20 protein-coding genes are annotated in these 20,187 nt (G+C 42.6%); 7 read left to right on the top strand and 13 right to left on the bottom strand.

The annotated features are described in order from the left end of the window. Positions 1-55 precede the first annotated feature (55 nt). Positions 56-661, top strand: coding sequence for a spore protease YyaC (yyaC, locus tag MKY52_RS09220; RefSeq protein WP_042131724.1), 606 nt, complete (start codon positions 56-58; stop codon positions 659-661). Here the strand turns inward: yyaC and MKY52_RS09215 are convergent. The 12 genes from MKY52_RS09215 to rpmH form a co-directional block, all read right to left on the bottom strand. Next, complete coding sequence (locus tag MKY52_RS09215) at positions 636-1,136, bottom strand: DUF4446 family protein (RefSeq protein WP_341050999.1); 501 nt, start codon at positions 1,134-1,136, stop codon at positions 636-638. The genes yyaC and MKY52_RS09215 overlap by 26 nt on opposite strands. Before the next feature lie 20 nt (positions 1,137-1,156). Next, positions 1,157-2,317 carry an aminotransferase class V-fold PLP-dependent enzyme gene (locus tag MKY52_RS09210; protein ID WP_341050997.1) on the bottom strand — a complete coding sequence of 387 codons (1,161 nt, stop codon included), beginning with the start codon at positions 2,315-2,317 and terminating at the stop codon, positions 1,157-1,159. 110 nt (positions 2,318-2,427) lie between these two features. Further along, positions 2,428-3,270 carry a ParB/RepB/Spo0J family partition protein gene (locus tag MKY52_RS09205; RefSeq protein WP_149644927.1) on the bottom strand — a complete coding sequence of 281 codons (843 nt, stop codon included), beginning with the start codon at positions 3,268-3,270 and terminating at the stop codon, positions 2,428-2,430. After that, the gene (locus tag MKY52_RS09200) at positions 3,263-4,024 is read right to left on the bottom strand and encodes a ParA family protein (protein WP_042131728.1); all 762 of its coding nucleotides are present in this window, start codon (positions 4,022-4,024) and stop codon (positions 3,263-3,265) included. The genes MKY52_RS09205 and MKY52_RS09200 overlap by 8 nt, the downstream gene beginning before the upstream one ends. Positions 4,025-4,233: 209 nt before the next feature. Then, positions 4,234-5,049, bottom strand: coding sequence for a nucleoid occlusion protein (gene noc, locus MKY52_RS09195; protein WP_076285062.1), 816 nt, complete (start codon positions 5,047-5,049; stop codon positions 4,234-4,236). A 410-nt stretch (positions 5,050-5,459) separates the two neighbouring features. Continuing rightward, positions 5,460-6,185 carry a 16S rRNA (guanine(527)-N(7))-methyltransferase RsmG gene (gene rsmG / locus MKY52_RS09190; protein WP_341050995.1) on the bottom strand — a complete coding sequence of 242 codons (726 nt, stop codon included), beginning with the start codon at positions 6,183-6,185 and terminating at the stop codon, positions 5,460-5,462. Between the two features lie 3 nt (positions 6,186-6,188). Then, positions 6,189-8,075, bottom strand: a complete 1,887-nt coding sequence (mnmG, locus tag MKY52_RS09185) for a tRNA uridine-5-carboxymethylaminomethyl(34) synthesis enzyme MnmG (protein ID WP_042193060.1) — start codon at positions 8,073-8,075, stop codon at positions 6,189-6,191. Between the two features lie 38 nt (positions 8,076-8,113). Continuing rightward, the gene (mnmE, locus tag MKY52_RS09180; protein ID WP_341050993.1) at positions 8,114-9,490 is read right to left on the bottom strand and encodes a tRNA uridine-5-carboxymethylaminomethyl(34) synthesis GTPase MnmE; all 1,377 of its coding nucleotides are present in this window, start codon (positions 9,488-9,490) and stop codon (positions 8,114-8,116) included. A gap of 110 nt (positions 9,491-9,600) precedes the next feature. After that, the gene (gene jag / locus MKY52_RS09175) at positions 9,601-10,335 is read right to left on the bottom strand and encodes an RNA-binding cell elongation regulator Jag/EloR (protein ID WP_042193066.1); all 735 of its coding nucleotides are present in this window, start codon (positions 10,333-10,335) and stop codon (positions 9,601-9,603) included. Next, complete coding sequence (locus tag MKY52_RS09170) at positions 10,332-11,198, bottom strand: YidC/Oxa1 family membrane protein insertase (protein WP_042193068.1); 867 nt, start codon at positions 11,196-11,198, stop codon at positions 10,332-10,334. Before MKY52_RS09170 ends, jag begins: the two co-directional genes overlap by 4 nt. An 86-nt stretch (positions 11,199-11,284) precedes the next feature. Then, complete coding sequence (gene rnpA, locus MKY52_RS09165; protein WP_042193070.1) at positions 11,285-11,635, bottom strand: ribonuclease P protein component; 351 nt, start codon at positions 11,633-11,635, stop codon at positions 11,285-11,287. Positions 11,636-11,926: 291 nt separating this feature from the next. Continuing rightward, positions 11,927-12,061, bottom strand: coding sequence for a 50S ribosomal protein L34 (gene rpmH, locus MKY52_RS09160; protein WP_039295761.1), 135 nt, complete (start codon positions 12,059-12,061; stop codon positions 11,927-11,929). 673 nt (positions 12,062-12,734) lie between these two features. On the opposite strand from rpmH, the gene dnaA reads away from it, so the two are divergent. The 6 genes from dnaA to gyrB all read left to right on the top strand — a co-directional run bounded on the left by dnaA (position 12,735) and on the right by gyrB (position 19,062). Further along, entirely contained in the window at positions 12,735-14,081 is a 1,347-nt protein-coding gene (gene dnaA / locus MKY52_RS09155) for a chromosomal replication initiator protein DnaA (protein ID WP_042183777.1), read from the top strand. A 197-nt stretch (positions 14,082-14,278) separates the two neighbouring features. Beyond that, on the top strand, positions 14,279-15,421 hold the full coding sequence (gene dnaN / locus MKY52_RS09150) for a DNA polymerase III subunit beta (protein WP_341050992.1): 1,143 nt from the start codon (positions 14,279-14,281) through the stop codon (positions 15,419-15,421). A gap of 48 nt (positions 15,422-15,469) precedes the next feature. After that, positions 15,470-15,700 carry a S4 domain-containing protein YaaA gene (gene yaaA / locus MKY52_RS09145; RefSeq protein ID WP_042123047.1) on the top strand — a complete coding sequence of 77 codons (231 nt, stop codon included), beginning with the start codon at positions 15,470-15,472 and terminating at the stop codon, positions 15,698-15,700. Between the two features lie 20 nt (positions 15,701-15,720). Further along, the gene (gene recF / locus MKY52_RS09140; RefSeq protein ID WP_042123050.1) at positions 15,721-16,839 is read left to right on the top strand and encodes a DNA replication/repair protein RecF; all 1,119 of its coding nucleotides are present in this window, start codon (positions 15,721-15,723) and stop codon (positions 16,837-16,839) included. Positions 16,840-16,855: 16 nt separating this feature from the next. After that, positions 16,856-17,104, top strand: coding sequence for an extracellular matrix regulator RemB (remB, locus tag MKY52_RS09135; protein ID WP_036677731.1), 249 nt, complete (start codon positions 16,856-16,858; stop codon positions 17,102-17,104). A gap of 47 nt (positions 17,105-17,151) precedes the next feature. Next, entirely contained in the window at positions 17,152-19,062 is a 1,911-nt protein-coding gene (gyrB, locus tag MKY52_RS09130; protein ID WP_042183779.1) for a DNA topoisomerase (ATP-hydrolyzing) subunit B, read from the top strand. 180 nt (positions 19,063-19,242) lie between these two features. On the opposite strand, the gene MKY52_RS09125 is transcribed toward gyrB, so the two are convergent. After that, on the bottom strand, positions 19,243-20,118 hold the full coding sequence (locus MKY52_RS09125; protein ID WP_341050991.1) for a YheC/YheD family protein: 876 nt from the start codon (positions 20,116-20,118) through the stop codon (positions 19,243-19,245). Positions 20,119-20,187 lie beyond the last annotated feature (69 nt).

The following is a 20,187-nucleotide window of genomic DNA, read 5'->3' as shown; positions in this document are numbered from 1 at the left end:
TCTATCCATATACTAGATACCATCAAATAGAATCAGCTTCAGAAAGGAAGATGGTATGAATTTTTCATCCAAAGCTACATCAGCGCAAGAAACGTCCTGTTTAAAAATATCACATACCGATCCCGATATCTATTCTGCTATTACCCACCGACTACTGTTTCACTTTGCACGTACACGCCCGGAAACACAGATTGTCGTCATTTGTGTAGGTACGGACCGATCCACAGGAGACTCTCTTGGCCCTCTTGTTGGCACTGCATTGTCACGTTTTCATAGTCCGCTGTTTCATTTATATGGAACTCTTGAGGAGCCTGTCCATGCCGTTAACCTTGAGGAAACTCTATCTCTAATCAACGAAAGATATAGTAACCCCTTTATCATCGGTATAGATGCTTGTTTAGGTCACTCTACTAGTGTGGGATGCATCCAAGTCGTTGAAGGGCCTTTGAGACCAGGTGCTGGCGTAAATAAACAATTGCCGCCGGTAGGTGATATCCATTTGACGGGAATCGTTAATGTCGGCGGCTTTATGGAGTATTTTGTATTACAGAACACGCGATTAAGTTTAGTTATGCGATTATCTGATATTATAGCTACGAGTCTATATTCTGCCTTAAAGCAATGGAATCTTCATGCTAGGTCCGCTGCAACGCGAGAGTGACTACTTCTTTTTCTTCAGGTGATAGGACATATTGTGATTCGCCATTCTGCATAGGTTTAGAGTAAATGTAAGAATTCTCACGATTATGAAGACTGGTTAATACAATACCACTACTGTTGTCATCCAGTATAGCGACTGAGAAACTCAGATCATTGCCACGTTCACCAAAGGCATTATAACGCTTCAGCGCAATATTGGACTTCATGCCACGCATTCTAGTTTGAGTTGCTTCTAATACGGTTTTTTGCTCACGTTGTTCTTCTTCCAGCATGTCGCTTTGGTTCTTCAGATCAATTAGAAGGCCTTCCAGATCCTCCACACCGCTTCCAGCCATCATGGCCTCATATTTACGCCGCAAAGCACGCAGCTTAGCCCCCTGGGCGATCACAGTGATTATCAGCACCAACATAATTACTGTAAAACCAAACACAAACCACTGCAACTGCTCACTAATTAATTGATTTAATTCAGACATGAATGGACCATCCTTTTTATTCATCTGCTGCGGGCATTGCCATATAACTCATCCATAGCAGCCAGCATTCTGCTTATATTATGCTCTGTCGTATCTACACCTACACTCGCCCGAACAGCACCACTCTCTAGCGTGTCAACCGCCTTATGTGCCAAAGGGGTACAATGCATACCCGCTCTGACCGCAATTTTATAATCACGATCTAGACGGTAAGCAATATTCGCCGACTCTTCTCCATCTACTACAAACGATACAATACCGGTTCTTGGCGCCCCTAGTGAGGGCCCTAATAGTCTAATGCCTGGAATGTGGGACAACCCCTCCATAAGTCTTTGGGTTAATGTCCATTCTTTTTCATGAATAATGCTTATCCCTAAAGATTGTACCTTTTGAACACCTGCTAGTAAACCGGCAATCCCTACCGTATTTTGCGTCCCCGCTTCATACCGATCTGGACGGACAGAGGGCTGTTCACTGTTTTCAGATTGACTCCCCGTTCCTCCATGCATTAAGGGTTCAAGATCCAATTCAGGTGATATATAAAGCCCACCGGTTCCTTGTGGTCCAAGTAGCCCTTTATGCCCCGGAAATGCCAATAAGTCGATATTCATTTTTTTAACATCAATATCAATTGAGCCTGCACTTTGAGCTGCATCCACTAGAAACACAGCACCATGCGATTTAACGATATCACCAATATCACCGATAGGGAGTATACTTCCTAGTAAATTAGAGCTGTGATTGCAGATCACCATTTTGGTATTCGGCTGGAAAGCATTTTTGAGTTCTTTTAAATCCAATTGCCCTTCACGATCCACTTTTAGATAATCAACTTTTATCCCTAGTGTCTTACGCAAGTATTCCAGCGGCCGTCTCACAGAATTGTGTTCTGTCATCGTTGAAATCACGTGATCTCCCGCTTTAAGCGTCCCTCTGATCGCCATATTCAAACTCATCGTAGTATTTTGGGTAAAAGCTATATCTTGCGCATTAGATACACCGAACAATCCCGCCAGCACACTCCGCGTCTTTACTAACACTCGACCGCTTCCTATCGCTAGCGAGTAATTACCTCTACCAGCATTTGCTCCTGACTGCAGAGCATTCATCATCGCAGCTGCAACCTCTGGTGGTTTCGGCCACGAAGTAGCTGCATGATCCAGATATACGAAGACTTCCATAACCTCGCTCCTCGTCTATTACCCTTTTTTAATCAACTTATTCAAAAAAACATACCCCTAATTATCCGATTAAGGATATCTCAGGATATGTTCTTGGCATAGATACCCATTTAGTTACCCAATAATTCCAACAATCTTTCTAAATCCTGAGCACTGTAGTAATTCAGTTCAATCTTCCCTTTTTCCTTACCCTGTTTTATTTTCACCGTTGTTTTAAAACGTTCGCGTAATACTTCCTCTACATTATCAATATAGGGATCACGTTTAATAACTTTGACTTTAACTCCATTAGTAGGTTTTCGGTCCAAGTTCTTTACTGTTTCTTCTAGCTCTCTTACACTCCACTGTTGTTCCACGCATTGTTCGGCCAGTTGTTTAATTACTTCTGGATCCTTTAAAGCAACAATTGCCCGCGCGTGCCCCATTGACATTGTTCCACGTGAAACATATTCTTTTACTTCTTCAGGTAAAGAAAGCAATCTCAGGAAGTTAGCGATATGAGATCTGGACTTTCCTACCTTAAGCGAGAGTTCTTCCTGCGTGAGTGAAAACTGATCCATTAAGCCTTGGTAAGCCACTGCAATTTCCATTGCATTAAGGTTCTCACGTTGCAAGTTCTCGATTAATGCAATCTCCATGACTTGCTGATCACTAAGATTTCTAACGACTGCTGGAATTGTAGCTTTGCCACAATATTGAGAGGCACGGAATCTGCGTTCGCCGGCAATGATCTCATACCCCTTCAATACGCTACGAACAATGATCGGCTGAATCACGCCATGTTGTCTGATAGATTCTGCTAGTTCTTGAATGGCCTCTTCATTAAAATCTTTGCGCGGTTGATATGGATTAGCCCGAAGTTGAGCTAAAGGGATCTCAACTACCTTATCATCTTCATTAATTGATAAAGATGGAATTAGCGCATCCAGACCTTTTCCTAATCGTTTACTCATAAGAAATCACTTCCTTTGCCAACTCTAAATACACTTCCGCTCCTTTAGAGCGAGGATCATAAGTAATAATGGATTGCCCATGTGACGGCGCTTCACTTAACCGGACATTCCGAGGGATAATCGTTCTATATACTTTTTCTTGGAAATACTTTTTAACCTCTTCTATCACTTGAATTCCCAGATTGGTCCGGGCATCAAGCATAGTCAATAATACTCCCTCTATCTTCAGATGCGGGTTGAGATTTTTTTGCACCAGACGAACGGTGTTTAAGAGCTGACTCAGACCCTCAAGCGCATAATATTCACACTGGATCGGGATGATTACCGAATCCGCTGCAGTAAGGGAATTGATTGTTAAAATGCCAAGTGAAGGAGGACAATCGATGATAATATAATCATAATTGTTTTTAACCGCATTCAGCGCCTTTTTTAGCTTTAGCTCTCTGGAAATCGTCGATACTAACTCGATTTCCGCACCCGCTAATTGAATGGTCGCTGGAATGATATGCAGTCCTTCATTTTGAGTTTCCAGTATGGTTTCTAGAGGATTTACCTCATTTATAAGAATGTCATATATACAATTCGCCACGTCCGCCTTGTTGACGCCAACGCCGCTAGTAGTGTTACCTTGAGGATCGATATCAACTAGAAGCACTCTTTTTCCTAATGTAGCCATACCGGCACCTAGGTTCACGGAGGTTGTTGTTTTACCGACACCGCCTTTTTGATTTGCTATGGCAATAATCTTGGACACTTATTTCACCTCGAATAGTTAGGAAGAATCTTCTCGTAGATCGCAAGTACAAATGTTCCTGACGCTGATATAGCGTCACACTTTATGAAGAATATAGACAACTATTATATACTGGAACTTTAAATTACAGGCCTGGCCAACACATCCCGATTCTAGCCACACCAAAGGCGGCCAATCACCTCAAGGCCGCCTTTAGCTTTTGAAACAATTTATCTTTTGGGGATTTGGATTACAATCTCGTAATGGTCACCACGGTCATTTTCTGACGTTTTGATTTCCATCCCTGAGCCTGACACCATATCAATAGATTGACGAATTGTATTAAGAGCTAGACGAACATCCTTGGTATAGGAGACCCGCTTTGATTTTTTAGTTTGTGAGACTTGTTTGTAGAAAGCAATACGAGCTTCTGTTTGTTTAACATTTAAGCCTTTTGAAATGATTTCTGCCAACACTTTCAGTTGCATCTCCACACTATCAAGTGATAATAATGAACGTGCATGTCTTTCAGAAATCTGACGCTCCATTAACGCCGTCTTAACCTCTTCAGGTAAATTAAGTAAGCGAATTTTATTAGCTATGGTAGACTGACTTTTACCTAGTCGTTGTGCTAAGCTTTCTTGTGTCAATTGATGAAGATCAATTAACTTTTGATAAGCAACAGCTTCTTCAATAGAGGTCAAGCCCTCACGCTGTAAGTTTTCTATAAGCGCAATAGATGCGGCCTGTGAATCATTGAATTCACGAACAATGGCTGGAATCGTCTCTAAACCAAGCTTTTTGACCGCACGCCAGCGTCGTTCACCTGCAATGATCTCGTACACGGAATCTCGCATGCGTACAACTATGGGTTGAATGACCCCATGAGTTTTAATCGTCTGGCACAACTCATCGATCTTGTCGTCATCGAATATCGTCCGTGGTTGGTAAGGACTGCTAATGACCTCATGAACTGGTATTTGTTTAATCTCTTCTCCGCTGCTCCGCTCGGTAAATCCAAATAGCTTGGTAAATTGTTCTTTCATTCCGTTCATAACCACCTAATTTCGTTATAGTACGATCTTCTTGACCTTCTTCTCGGAAAGCGTATCGTACAGCAATAAAAAACATTCTGATATTATGAAATAGCCTGCAGCTATCAGGCATCATAATCTCTCCTTCTTTCGAACAAGAGTACAGAGAAGGAGTTATATACAAAATTAAAAGTCTACTATGCTATTCTATCACTTTTCTCTACATAATCATATTCTCCGTAAAGACCTATTTTTCCTGCATTTTCATAATGATAGCCGCTTAATAAACATATCAATTTAGTTTATCTTTTAATTAACGTTCATTTAAGATCATTATCGCAATTCCACTCAAAAAAGGTCATCCTCTAAAAAGAAGATGACCTTAAATATATTTGTCAATCTATAATGTTTCACGTGAAACATTATTTGATAAGTGGTGTTTTGGCAGGAATTCCCGCTTTTCGTGGGTACTTAGCAGGAGTAGCACCTGTCTTATGAATAATGACAATATGTCGCGCCGACTCTTCCACAGGCAAGCTGAACGACTCTACTTTACCAAGTTGAGCACGAAGCTCTTTTAAGCTGTACTTCGCCTCACTTAATTCTTCTGATGGATCGCTTCCCTTCATGGCAGCAAAAACTCCATCCTTACGTGTGAAAGGAAGACAAAACTCATTCAACAAGGATAATCTTGCCACTGCACGCGCAGTCACCAAATCATAGGCGTCACGATGCTTGAATTGCCGGGCAATATCCTCCGCTCGACCATGAATCAATTGCACATCAGTTAATTTCAACGTAGTACAGACATGCTTCAGAAAAGAGATTCTTTTACTTAATGAATCAATGATCGTAAGTTTCAAATGTGGAAAACAAATCTTAAGCGGAATGCCTGGAAACCCGGCTCCCGAACCGATATCTGCCAAATTGTTTATCTCATTGATATTAAGGAAAAAGGCTAGAGAGATCGAATCATAAAAATGTTTCGTGTAAACCTGCTCACGCTCTGTTATTCCAGTGAGATTCATTTTTTCATTCCAGGATACGAGTTCCTTATAGTAAAGATCGAATTGCTCCAATTGTTCTGCTGTAAGTGTAATGCCTCTTTCTTGTAAAAGCTGAGTGAATTGAACTTCCGTATTATCCATAGATTATCCTTTCGCCGCGGTTACCCGGTTGTAATGCTCGAGATATACGAGGAGAATAGAAATGTCGGCAGGTGTGACTCCCGCAATCCGAGAGGCCTGCCCGATAGAGATTGGACGGATCTTAGTCAGCTTCTGCCGCGCTTCCATCGCTAATCCATGGATTTCATTATAATTAATGTCATCTGGAATTTTCTTCTTCTCCATCTTTTGCAAGCGCTCCACATGTTGGAGCTGTTTTTCAATATATCCGGCATATTTGATTTGGATTTCCACTTGCTCCTTCATTTCTGCATCCAGCATTTCCGGTGATGGCGAGACTTGATCTACGAAGCTATATACAAGCTCTGGACGCCGCATCAAAACAAGCAAATTACTGCCGTCTACAATAGGTGCCGATTCATATTGCGCTAGTACATGGTTTACCTCAACAGGTTTAACCTTTGTCTCTTGCAGACGAACAATTTCACGCTCCACCCGTTCTTTTTTATCCGTGAAGTTATCGAAACGTTCCTGCGTAATCAAACCAATGTCGTAACCGATAGGTGTAAGTCTTAGATCTGCATTGTCATGACGAAGCAACAAACGATATTCTGCACGTGAAGTAAGCAGACGGTAAGGTTCATTAGTGCCTTTAGTCACCAGATCATCAATGAGTACACCAATGTATCCCTGTGAACGATCTAAGATTACGGGTTCTTTGTCTTGCACTTTGCGCGCTGCATTAATTCCAGCCATTACACCTTGTCCAGCTGCTTCTTCATAACCGGAAGTGCCATTGATTTGTCCAGCAGTGAAAAGACCTGGTAGACGTTTAGTTTCAAGAGATGGCCATAGCTGTGTAGGAACCATTGCATCATATTCAATAGCATAGCCGTTACGCATCATCTCTACCTTTTCCATACCAGGGATGGAACGCAGAATCGCCAGCTGTACATCCTCAGGAAGACTAGTCGACAGACCTTGTACATAGTATTCCGATGTATTTTTTCCTTCTGGCTCTAAAAAGATCTGATGCTTAGATTTATCACTAAATCTTACTACTTTATCTTCAATAGATGGGCAATAGCGTGGACCTGTTCCTTCAATAATACCCGTGAACATCGGCGCACGATGAAGGTTGTCATTAATAATCTGATGAGTAACCTCAGAGGTATAAGTTAACCAACAAGGAAGCTGTTCATTGTTGGATGATTTCGTTTCAAACGAAAAGAATTTAGGCTCATCGTCGCCGGGTTGAATTTCTGTCTTCGAGAAATCGATCGTATCGCGATGTACACGTGGTGGTGTACCTGTCTTAAAACGTACCAATTCAAAACCAAGCTCCCGCAAATTCTCAGACAGCTTCACTGATGGCTGCTGATTGTTAGGTCCACTCTCATATGTCAGTTCACCCATGATCACTTTACCACGCAGGTAAGTACCTGTAGTCAGGATAACAGTCTTACTATGGTATTCCGTTCCTGTCTTCGTAACTACACCCGCACAACGTCCATCCTCAACGATTAAACGCTCAACCATCCCTTGACGAAGCGTCAAATTAGGCGTTTTCTCCATCGTTTCCTTCATTGTATGTTGGTACAAGAACTTATCTGCTTGTGCACGCAATGCATGCACCGCAGGTCCCTTCCCTGTGTTAAGCATACGAAGCTGAATAAAAGTCTTATCTATATTACGGCCCATTTCTCCGCCTAGCGCATCAATCTCACGCACCACATGTCCTTTGGCAGGTCCGCCTATGGACGGATTGCAGGGCATGAATGCAACCATATCCAGGTTAATTGTGATCATCAACGTGCTGCAGCCCATTCGTGCTGACGCTAGAGCTGCTTCGCAACCGGCATGACCGGCGCCAATGACGATTACGTCATAGTTGCCTCCATCATAACTCATGTCCTGTTTCCCCCTAATGTTATATTAAAATGTAAAACCTATTTTCCTAAACAAAATTGTGAGAATATTTGATCTAACAACGAGTCCGCTGCCGTATCGCCAATAATTTCACCGAGTTGTTCCCATGCTAGCCGTACATCGATTTGAATCATATCAATTGGAATATACTGTTCGGCCGCATCGTATGCATCCTGTAGTGATTTATAGGCTTTTTTAAGCAGTGCAATATGTCTCACATTACTTACATATGTCAAGTCACCCGATTCCAGCTTTCCACCAAAAAAGAGTGTCGAAATGGCATCTTCAAGTTTGTCTAGACCTTCCTCTTCCAGAACAGACATCGGTACGATGTTGGACTCCTCAAAGAACGAGAGCAACTTATCCTTATCCAGTTTGGCCGGTAAGTCCATTTTATTCATGATCACTAGGCATTGTCTACCGTGGATTTGTTCCATCAATGCCAATTCGTCCTCATGCAGCTCTTCGTTAGCATTTAGCACAAGTAGAATCAGATCCGCATCACTAACTGCCGCCTTGGAACGTTCTACGCCAATCTTCTCCACTACATCCATCGTTTCACGAATTCCCGCCGTATCAAGCAGCTTAAGCGGAATGTTGTTTATCGTTATATATTCTTCGATGACATCACGTGTTGTTCCAGGAATATCTGTTACTATCGCTTTGTTATCACGTGCTAACGCGTTTAATAAAGAAGATTTACCAACATTGGGGCGACCAACTATAGCTGTCGTTATCCCCTCACGAAGAATTTTTCCTTCATTAGAAGTCTTAAGAAGCTTTGTGATTCCTTCCATCACTTCACTGCTTTTATCTTTAATAAATTCAGCTGTCATGGATTCTACATCATGCTCTGGATAATCTATATTCACTTCGATATGAGCCAGCATCTCAATAAGTGTATGGCGCAAAGCATGAATTCGATCCGACAAGGATCCACTGACCTGCTTTAAAGCCACAGAAAACGCACGATCCGACTTCGAGCGAATGAGATCAATAACCGCCTCAGCCTGTGATAAATCAATACGTCCGCCCAAGAAAGCACGCTTGGTGAACTCACCCGGCTCGGCTAACCTTATCTCCTGCTGAAGAAGTAAATCCATCACCCTTCTTACAGAAATTACACCACCATGAGCACTGATCTCTACTACATCCTCGGTCGTAAAAGAACGTGGGCCTTTCATTACGGTTACAAGTACTTCTTCCATCTTCTCTCCGTTATCCGGACTAACGATATGCCCATAATGAACGGTATGCGATTCCGCTTCAGTTAACGGAACTCGGCTACGAAACAAAGGCGCCACTTGGGAAATAGCCTGAGGGCCACTTACCCGAATAATAGCAATTCCTCCCTCGCCTAATGCCGTCGATACGGCAGCAATGGTGTCACTAAGCATGCTGTTTTTCACCCCAAAACCTATATTTTTTTTGATCATAAACGGTCTTATATTGTTAAAAAAGCAATGACCCCTTACATTGGTCAAGGAGTCATTGCATCATATAGTCTTTACTTCAAAGTTATAACGACGCGGCGATTTGGCTCTTCGCCCTTACTAAGGGTATTCACTTGCCGATGATCCTGTAATCTGGAGTGAATAATTTTCCGCTCCTGAGGCGACATCGGTTCCAGTACTACCTCTTTACGAGTCCGAATGACACGACTTGCTAAACGATCAGCCAGCTCTTCGAGAGTTTTTTTACGCCGCTCACGGAAGTTCTCCGCATCTAGCACAAGCCGTATAAAACTGTCGGAGTAACGATTAGCTACGATATTAGCCAAATACTGCAGAGCATCGAGAGTTTGTCCTCTTCTACCAATCAACAGTCCCAAATCTGGACCTGATATCTGCAGAATCGTGGATTCCTTAGTGTGGACGATTTCGACTTCCACTTCGAGCCCCATGCTCTTAGCGACATCCACAATGAAATGAACGGCTTCTTGGTAAGCTTCCTCCACCGGTTGTCCGGAATCTTGGCGTGGCACACCGCCGTTAGCCTCCTGTTTGCTCTCTCTTGTTGACTGCTGAGGCAGTGACGGAGCACTCGCCGCTGATGCCGGTGCGGCTTCGGCTATCAAGGTTAACTCAACCTTGGCACCTTTCGCACCGATCAATCCCAGGAATCCTCTTGATGGCTGCTCAAGTACGTTGACCGTTACCCGGTCCTTTTGAACTCCAAGCTGGGTTAGTCCCCGTTCTACAGCTTCTTCAATGGTTTTCCCTGTTGCGACGACTTTGCTCATTTTGACTTTTTGGCTCCCTTCGATGCTTTACTGCCGCCTTTGCTCTTCACAGCAGTTGAGTCATCTGTACTTTTCACAGCACTTGCGATTGCCAATTTATGTTTATCGTTGTTGCGATATAAGAAATAGTTCTGAACAATAGTGTAAATGTTACTGTAAACCCAGTATAGCGGCAATGCTGCTGGGAAGTTGTAGGACATAACGAAAATCAGAACTGGATAGATCATCATCATGAACTGCATCGGCCCTTGTTGTTGCATCGGGTTCATTTTAGTCATCATTCTAGTTTGTATAAATGTTGTTAATGCTGCAAGCACTGGTAAGATAAACAGATGATCCGGCTTACCTAGCTCCAGCCATAAGAAGGAGTGCTCCCGTAGATGTGGATTATAGTAGATCGAGTTGTAGAGAGCGATAAAGATAGGCATTTGTACGATCAGCGGTAAACAACCCGCCATTGGATTAACCTTATTCTCTTGGAACAAACGCATCGTTTCTTGCTGCACCTTTTCAGGTGTGTCTTTATATTTTTTCTGGATCTTTTGGAGTTCCGGTTGAATGGCTTGCATTGCCCGCGAGCTCTTCACCTGTTTAATCGTAAGCGGAAGAATCAACGTGCGGACAATAATAACCATCACAAGTACGGCTAAACCATATTCTCCGTTAAACCAATCAGCAAACTTGTCCAAGGCAATGGCGAAATAATACACAACATTACTTTGCCAGAAGCCTCCATTCTTTAAATCCTCCGTAGTGTGCGTAACAGCAGCTGACGGAGCGCATCCCGACAGAACAGCTAACGACAACACCATCACTGTGATGAGGAGAAACCATTTTCCCCGTCTAGTCTTCATTAGAGACACTTCAAAACCCCTCTCTTGAACATTCCATTCCACCGTAAATCATACCATAATTATGAATACAAATAAACAAGCCTCTTATGCGTCCTTTATTTGCGGGAAGCCTTGAGTAGCTTGGCTTTGCGCAGTACATGCAGCACGCTTTTTTCGAGCTCTGCGTATTCCATGGAAAGCGCTCCTTTTCTTACGATAAACACCATATCGAGTCCACCTGCAATTTCAGGCTCATGATGACGAACGATTTCCTTCACCAATCTTCTCATTCGGTTACGGACAACCGCGTTTCCAACCTTTTTACTGACCGATACCCCAACTCTAAATCGCTCTACCTCTTTTTTGCTAAACCAATACACTACAAATTGATGATTCGCAAATGACTTCCCATGGCGATATACACGACTGAAGTCGGCACGGTTTCGTAATCGTAACTTTTTGTGCACGGGAATCTCCTTCATAAATCCGGTTAAAAGTATCGTTCCGAATTTTTTTCTTCTAATAGTATAGTCATTTGGATGTCGCCATAAACGACCGCGACTACAACGCTGAAATTTCCCTTCTATATTATAGAAAGAAAAATATTCTCAACTTCTCACAAAATAATTCTGTATATACGTTAAATAGCCCCGCAAAGTGTAGCTAGCGCATTAAGCGAGATCCTAGTCGTTTGCAGAGCAAATAATAATAAAAAGCAGTAAAAAAAGACCACCGGAGTGGTCCCTTAGTGGCCTAACTTACGCACTCAAAACTTTTCTGCCTTTCAAGCGGCGAGCTGCCAGCACTTTACGGCCGTTTTTCGTGCTCATTCTTTTACGGAAACCGTGAACCTTCTTGCGTTTGCTCACATTTGGTCTAAATGTCGGTCTCATAATTGCACCTCCCTTACAGGAACTTAATTACTGTCATATAAGCAGAAACGGTCTAAGCCGTCCTTATAGTAGGGACAGTATCTACATGAATCATCATTTAATTATCGAGACATATCCTTACAGAAAACACCTTTATATATTTAAACATATTTTATGCGCAAAAGTCAACCTACTGCTGGCTCCAGACCCTCCCTCTAATTCAAGCCGCTTATCCACAACTCCCATTAGAAAAAAAGTAATCCACAAGATATGACAGTTATCCACCTGTGATCAAAAAATAAAGTCGACTACTCACAGATGAGCACAACCTGTGTATAAAATTATCGAAGCTTTGGCGTAAAGTGTCGAACCGTAAACAAATTATCAACAATATGTAGTGGTGTTCCTAATAATTGTACACAAGTGCTTGAATTTGTGGATAAAATAGCCCTGCTCATTGAAAAATAAGGGGCGTTTTGCTATGATGGTATTACTTTTGAATGTGAATAGATTTGTTTGTTCTCTTAATTATCAACAAGCTGTGGATAAAGTTGTGAACAAATCAAATTTATCCATATTTTTTTGTCTCTTCATATTGCCTACTGGGGATAAATATCAGCACCAACCTATTTTCTTCGACATTTCCACTTCATGGCTGATGCCACATTTGGAAGATTTAAAGGAGTGACAGTCTGTGGACAGCCATACTTCCGAATTATGGCAGCAAATTTTATCGATTATTCAAACCAAATTAAGCAAGCCGAGCTTTGATACCTGGTTTAAGGCTACTAAAGCGATAACCTTCAACTCCCAGGTTCTCATTATCTCGGCACCTACAACGTTCGCAGTAGAATGGCTGGAAAGTCGCTACACCAAACTAGTAGGAGCAACGGTCTACGAAGTCACTGGGAAACAAGTGGATGTAAAATTCGTGATTGAAGAAAGCAAGCCGCCTGAGCTTGTAGTTCAACAATCCGCTCCCACTCCCGTAGTATCACGAGAAGAAGCGCAAACGCATCTACTCAATCCCAAGTACACTTTTGACACTTTTGTAATCGGCTCCGGCAACCGTTTTGCGCATGCAGCCTCACTGGCAGTAGCCGAAGCGCCGGCCAAAGCATACAATCCCTTGTTTTTATATGGTGGTGTAGGTCTGGGCAAAACCCATTTAATGCATGCCATTGGGCACTATGTTCTAGAACATAACCCGAATAACAAGGTTATTTACATCTCATCAGAGAAATTCACGAATGAATTTATCAATTCAATTCGTGATAACCGCGGTGAAAGCTTCCGCAATAAGTATCGTAACGTTGACATTTTGCTTATTGACGATATTCAATTCCTCGCTGGAAAAGAGTCCACGCAGGAGGAGTTTTTTCATACGTTCAATGCGCTCCACGAAGAACGCAAGCAAATTATCATCTCCAGCGACCGACCGCCAAAGGAAATTCCCACACTGGAAGAACGGCTACGTTCCCGGTTCGAGTGGGGCTTGATTACGGATATTCAACCACCCGATCTAGAAACCCGAATTGCGATTTTGCGCAAAAAGGCGAAGGCAGAGAACCTTGATATCCCTAATGAGGCCATGATGTATATTGCTAACCAGATTGACACCAATATTCGTGAGCTGGAGGGTGCATTAATCCGGGTTGTTGCTTACTCTTCGCTAACTAACCAGGATGTAACTACTCATTTGGCAGCTGAAGCACTCAAGGATATTATTCCTTCCAGCCGGCCTAAGATGATTACCATCGCTGATATTCAGCAAAAAGTCGGTGAATACTACAATTTACGCCTTGAAGACTTCAAAGCGCGAAAACGTACGAAAGCCGTAGCTTTTCCACGTCAAATCGCAATGTATCTCTCCCGTGAACTAACCGATTATTCGCTCCCTAAGATTGGTGAGGCATTCGGAGGACGTGACCATACGACCGTAATTCATGCGCATGACAAAATTACACAGTCATTAAAGGTCGATCAGGAGTTGTACAAAGTGGTAAATAATCTTGCGGAGAAAATTAAAAATCCTTCCTAAGAGGAACAAAGAGCCTATACACAATCTATACACATGTGGGTAGGCTTAATTTTATGCTATTTGATAGGGTTATCCACATATTAGACGCCCCTACTACTAATACTATTAAATAACTATAATAATTCATCATGTAAAGACGCGTAATAAAGAGATACCAATACAACGAAATTCCCAATTTTTCAGCTAGGAGTGAAATCATGAAAATAAGCATTCTTAAAAATGAACTCAACGAATCCATTCAACACGTATCCAAAGCTATCTCCAGTAGAACAACCATCCCTATTCTGACCGGTATTAAGGTGGAAGTTAGCCATCAAGGCGTCACATTAACTGCAAGCGACACCGATATTTCGATTCAATCGTTTATTCCAGCAGAGAATGACAGCCATACGATCGTGAAGATAGATCAGCCAGGAAGTGTTGTTCTTCCCGCTAAATTTTTCGTCGAAATTATTAAGAAGCTGCCCTCCAAAGAGATTCACATGGAAGTTAAAGAAGGATTCCAAACGTATATTTCTTCTGGATCCACTGAGATTCAGATCGTAGGTTTAGACCCTGAAGAATTCCCGGTGCTACCGAGTATTGAGGAGAACGATACTATCTCCCTGCCAGGTGATTTGCTGAAAAATATGATTAAACAAACCGCTTTTTCTATTTCTACCCAAGAGACAACTCCGATTTTAACAGGTATACTGTGGAATCTGGCTGATAATGAGTTTAAGTTTACAGCGACAGACCGTCACCGCTTAGCTACAAGAGCAGCAAGACTAGAAGGTACGGAGAATGTCCAATTTGCAAATATCGTAATCGCCGGTAAAACCCTTAATGAGCTAAGCAAAATTATTCCTGATCAAAATATGCTCGTTGATATTGTGGTTGCGGACAATCAAGTTCTCTTTAAAATCGACAAAGTACTGTTCTATTCACGGATCCTTGATGGAATTTATCCGGATACTTCTAGAATTATTCCAACAACCTACAAAACAGAACTAACTTTGGACACAAAAAAATTAAGCGAATCGATTGATCGCGCTTATTTGCTGTCCCGCGAAGAAAAAACCAATATTGTGCGCATGCAGACGCTCGAGCAAGGTGGTATTGAAATTTCTTCTAGCTCTTCTGAGCTTGGTAAAGTTCGTGAAGAACTTGAAGTCATTGATTTCAAAGGTGAACCGCTCAAAATATCTTTCAACTCCAAATATATGCTCGATGTCCTAAAAGTTATTGAGAGTGAGCAGCTTGTAATAGCATTTACAGGAATGATGAGTCCGATCATTTTGAAGCCGCTCGATCAAACCAATAGCTTGTATATTATTTTGCCTTACCGTACAACAAATTAATGCCAACATTCATGAACATGTGGATAAGTGGCTGAAAGGATAAAAACCATGAAAAAAATACTTATCCACAGTGGATATATTAAGCTGGATCAATTCCTGAAACTTTCTGATTGTGTATCCACAGGTGGAATGGCTAAAGCTTTGCTGCAAGAAGGACATGTACTTGTTAACGGAGAAGTAGAGGAACGGCGCGGAAGAAAACTTTATCCGGGTGATCAAATTGAAGTGCAGGATAACGGCACATTTCAGGTTGAAGGCGGAGGAGTCAAAGAGGAGTAGGCTAGGGGAGGAACCATTTCGTGTTTGTTAAAAATATCGGTCTGCAGCATTATCGGAATTACGGGCTGCTGCGTCTGGAGAGCTTGGGCGATGTGAATCTGATTCTGGGTCAGAACGCCCAAGGCAAAACAAACCTCATGGAGGCATTGTTCGTCCTGGCGATGACCAAAAGCCACCGCACCTCGAAGGATCGCGAACTTATCTCATTCGATGCCCCTGGAGACGCTGCTCAGATCATTGCCGAGGTAGAACGTAAGTACGGCGATCTCAAGCTAGAGCTCACCCTATCTGCCAAAGGTAAAAAAGCTAAGATTAACGGTCTAGAACAACGACGTCTTAGTGAGTTTGTGGGATCACTCAATGTGGTCATGTTTGCACCGGAAGATTTAGAGATAGTGAAAGGCACACCTGGCATCAGACGGCGTTTTCTCGATATGGAGATTGGCCAAGTCCAGCCCAGTTATCTATTTCACCTCCAGCAGTATCAAAAGATTCTCTTACAAAGGGGCAATTTGCTGAAGCAGTTGTGGGGGAAAGAGGCAGCGGGAAAAGACCTTTTGGAAATCTGGGATGCTCAACTTGTGGAGCACGGTGTTAAAATCGTAAAAAAAAGGAAACAATTCATAAAGAAGCTGCAAATATGGGCTGAAAGCATACACCGGGGGATTACGAACGGCGGAGAAGAACTGAAATTGCTCTATGTCCCCTCTTTCGGCGATCGGGATGAGGAAGATGAAGCTGTCTTATTAGACAATTTTATGTTAAAGTTATCACAAACGAGAGAACAAGAAATCAGGCGCGGCATGACGCTGACGGGTCCCCATCGGGATGACCTGTCCTTTTTTATCAACGGAAGGGAAGCTCAGGTCTACGGTTCTCAGGGACAGCAGCGTACAACGGCTTTATCGCTCAAGCTGGCGGAAATCGAGCTGATCCATGAAGAAATCGGAGAATATCCTGTGCTGCTTCTTGATGATGTTTTATCCGAGCTTGATCCTTACCGACAGACCCAGCTTATTGAAACCTTTCAAAGCAAGGTACAGACATTCATTACCGCTACCGGGATTGAGGGTCTGAATGCCGATAAATTAAAGGGCGCCAGCCTATATCATGTTCATGATGGAAAAGTGGAGTTATAAAGAGCGGAGGAAGATCATGTATATTCATTTGGGCGGGGAGAAGATTATTCGCTCTTCGGAGTTAATTGCAATATTTGATATTTCGATTGAGAAATCTTCCAAGGTGTCTAAGCAATTCGTCATTCACTCTGAGCAGGACAAGAAGCTTGAGCGGATTGGTGAAGAGGAAGCAAAATCTATTGTCGTAACTAAAAATATCGTGTATTACTCCCCCATTTCCTCCTCCACTCTCAAAAAAAGAGCCAAAATTTTGCTCGAAATATAACTTGCGTTTAGTAACAAAGAGATAATCTGAAAGAAGTAGGTGAAGGCATGTCAATGAATCAACCGACATATGATGAGAGCCAGATTCAGGTACTGGAAGGGCTAGAAGCTGTCCGGAAACGTCCGGGCATGTATATTGGTTCCACTAGTTCTAAAGGTCTCCATCACTTGGTGTGGGAGGTCGTAGATAATAGTATCGATGAAGCCCTAGCAGGTTATTGTGACCGGATTCAAGTGATTATTCATGAGGATAACGGGATTACTGTTATCGATAATGGACGTGGCATACCTGTAGGTGAAAATGAAAAACTTAAAAAGTCGACGCTTGAAGTTGTAATGACAGTACTGCATGCAGGCGGTAAATTCGGCGGCGGCGGATATAAAGTATCAGGCGGCTTACACGGTGTGGGTATCTCCGTAGTAAATGCCTTGTCTGAGAAGGTTGTTGTTAATGTTAAGCGTGATGGGCATATTTATCAGCAGGAATACAGACGTGGTGCACCACAGTATGAGATCAAAGTTGTTGGAGATACGGAAGAGACAGGTACGACTACAACTTTTCATCCGGACCCTGAAATCTTTACTGAAACCACGGTCTTTGAATATGCGACACTGCTTACTCGTATTCGGGAGCTAGCTTTTCTTAACAAAGGAATTGAGCTTTCACTGCATGATGAGCGGACCGATGTCACCAACGTGTTCAAATATGAGGGTGGTATCGTTGAATATGTGAAATATCTGAATGAGAAAAAAGAAGCGCTGCACGAGGAACCAATCTACGTGGAAGGCTCACGGGATATGATTCAGGTTGAAGTAGCTCTCCAATATAATGATTCGTATACAGAGAACATCTACTCTTTTGCGAATAATATTAATACCCATGAGGGCGGAACGCATGAATCCGGCTTCAAAAGTGCTTTAACACGTATTATCAACGATTACGCCCGTAAAGCGGGTGTGCTGAAGGATGGTAATTCAAATCTGACTGGCGACGACGTGCGTGAAGGATTGACAGCCATTATTTCTGTCAAAATTCCAGAGCCTCAGTTCGAAGGTCAAACGAAGACTAAGCTCGGAAATAGTGAAGTCCGTGGAATAGTAGAATCACTGTTCGGAGAGAAATTGCAGGAATTCCTGGAAGAGAATCCGGCAGTATCACGCCGTGTCCTTGAGAAGTCGCTTTCAGCTTCACGTGCACGTGAAGCTGCTCGTAAAGCTCGTGAGTTAACCCGCCGTAAGAGTGCGCTTGAAGTCAGTGCACTACCTGGTAAACTTGCGGACTGTTCATCCAAGGATGCGTCTATCAGCGAACTGTATATCGTCGAAGGTGACTCTGCGGGTGGATCGGCCAAGCAGGGCCGGGATCGTCATTTTCAAGCGATTTTACCGCTGCGTGGTAAGATTCTAAACGTAGAAAAGGCACGCTTAGACCGTATTTTATCCAACGCTGAGATCCGGGCTATTATTACTGCTCTTGGTACAGGAATCAGTGATGATTTTGACTTATCGAAGGCTCGTTACCATAAAGTCGTTATTATGACGGATGCCGACGTCGATGGAGCTCATATTAGAACTCTGTTGTTAACATTCTTCTACCGTTACATGCGGAAGCTAGTAGATGCAGGTTATATCTATATCGCACAACCGCCATTGTTCAAGATAGAACGCAACAAAGTGATCCGTTATGCAGGTAGCGAGAAGGAACGCGATGAGATTATCGCCTCTTTTGGAGAGAATGTTAAGGTCAATGTTCAGCGCTACAAAGGTTTGGGTGAAATGAATGCTACCCAGCTGTGGGACACGACGATGGATCCTGAGGCTCGTATGATGCTACAAGTAACGATTGAAGATGCGATGCTTGCTGATAGTATCTTTGATACGCTGATGGGCGATAATGTTGAACCAAGACGTGACTTTATCCATGAGCATGCGAAGAGCGTCAGATACCTTGATGTGTAAGAATTACATTCAAGCATAAACGCTTATCGTCCTTATAAGGACGATAAGCGTTTAAGCGAGAAATATAAGACATAAAGTATGGTGTAAAACTTATACTTTCTTATATTTTAATAAAACCTCCGGCTTCTGTTCCTAACGGAATGAGAATGCTGGAGGTTTTTTTGGTTTCAGAGCTGATTTTTAGGCTTTAGTATAATGCCTATTGCGGGTAGTATATGGGGATTTTCTAGCTTTTACACGTCCGTATGCTACAGCATAGCGGTGTATTCTACGATAGATAGATTTATCAGGAAATAACTTGAATACAACAATGGATGGAAGCGTGTTGACCTCAAGCAGCCACATATCCATATGCTGATCCATGGCAATATCCAGACCAATTTCTTTAATTCCTGGATAGGTGGTTTCCAATTGGCCTGCAATTTGTACCCCTAAAGATTTTAATTGATTAATCGTGGAGAGTGTTTCAGAAGGGTTCATATGATTTTTTAATAATGTATTTACTGACAGAATACTGCCTCCACTATGATAATTGGTGACGATTTTCTGAGGGGCAGCTACTCTTCCGAGCATTCCTGTTGTTTCCCATGCACCTGATGGAGACTTTTGGGCAAGAACTCGAAGGTCGAAGGGACGATCTTGGTGACGCAGGAGATCAATTCCTTTTTGGACGAGGTAGGTACGGTTCTGAATTCGTTTCTGTAAGGCCTCATGCAGCTCTTCGGGGGAGAAGAAAACTTCTGCAGTCTTTGCATATCTTAAAATATATAGGACCTGCGCTTCTTGCTGTTCTCTCTCCTCGTTATTGGCGGTGACAGTCATTTCAGTCTTCTGCTGGCTAGGACTTAAAATCACCGTACGCTGCTCAACTCTCATTACACCAATACCAAAGCTTCCGCGATCAGGTTTTATATAGACCATGGCATATAACGCAAGCATTTCTTTAAGAACATTTAAATCATATTTACGAGTATCAGGCACATATAGAGATAGAGATTGATTTTGAAGGATAACTTTTGTTTTAGCCCATTTACTTGGGACTCGTTGAATCTTCATTATCTTCCTCCTTAACAATTTTGTGCAGCATTTGCTCTTTGGAATTCCCTTGTACAAAACTTGCTGTGG

It is taken from the genome of Paenibacillus sp. FSL P4-0184 (genome assembly GCF_038004625.1).
In the GTDB taxonomy this organism is placed as follows: Bacteria; Bacillota; Bacilli; order Paenibacillales; family Paenibacillaceae; genus Paenibacillus_AQ.
This window is presented reverse-complemented; position numbering and strand designations above follow the sequence as displayed.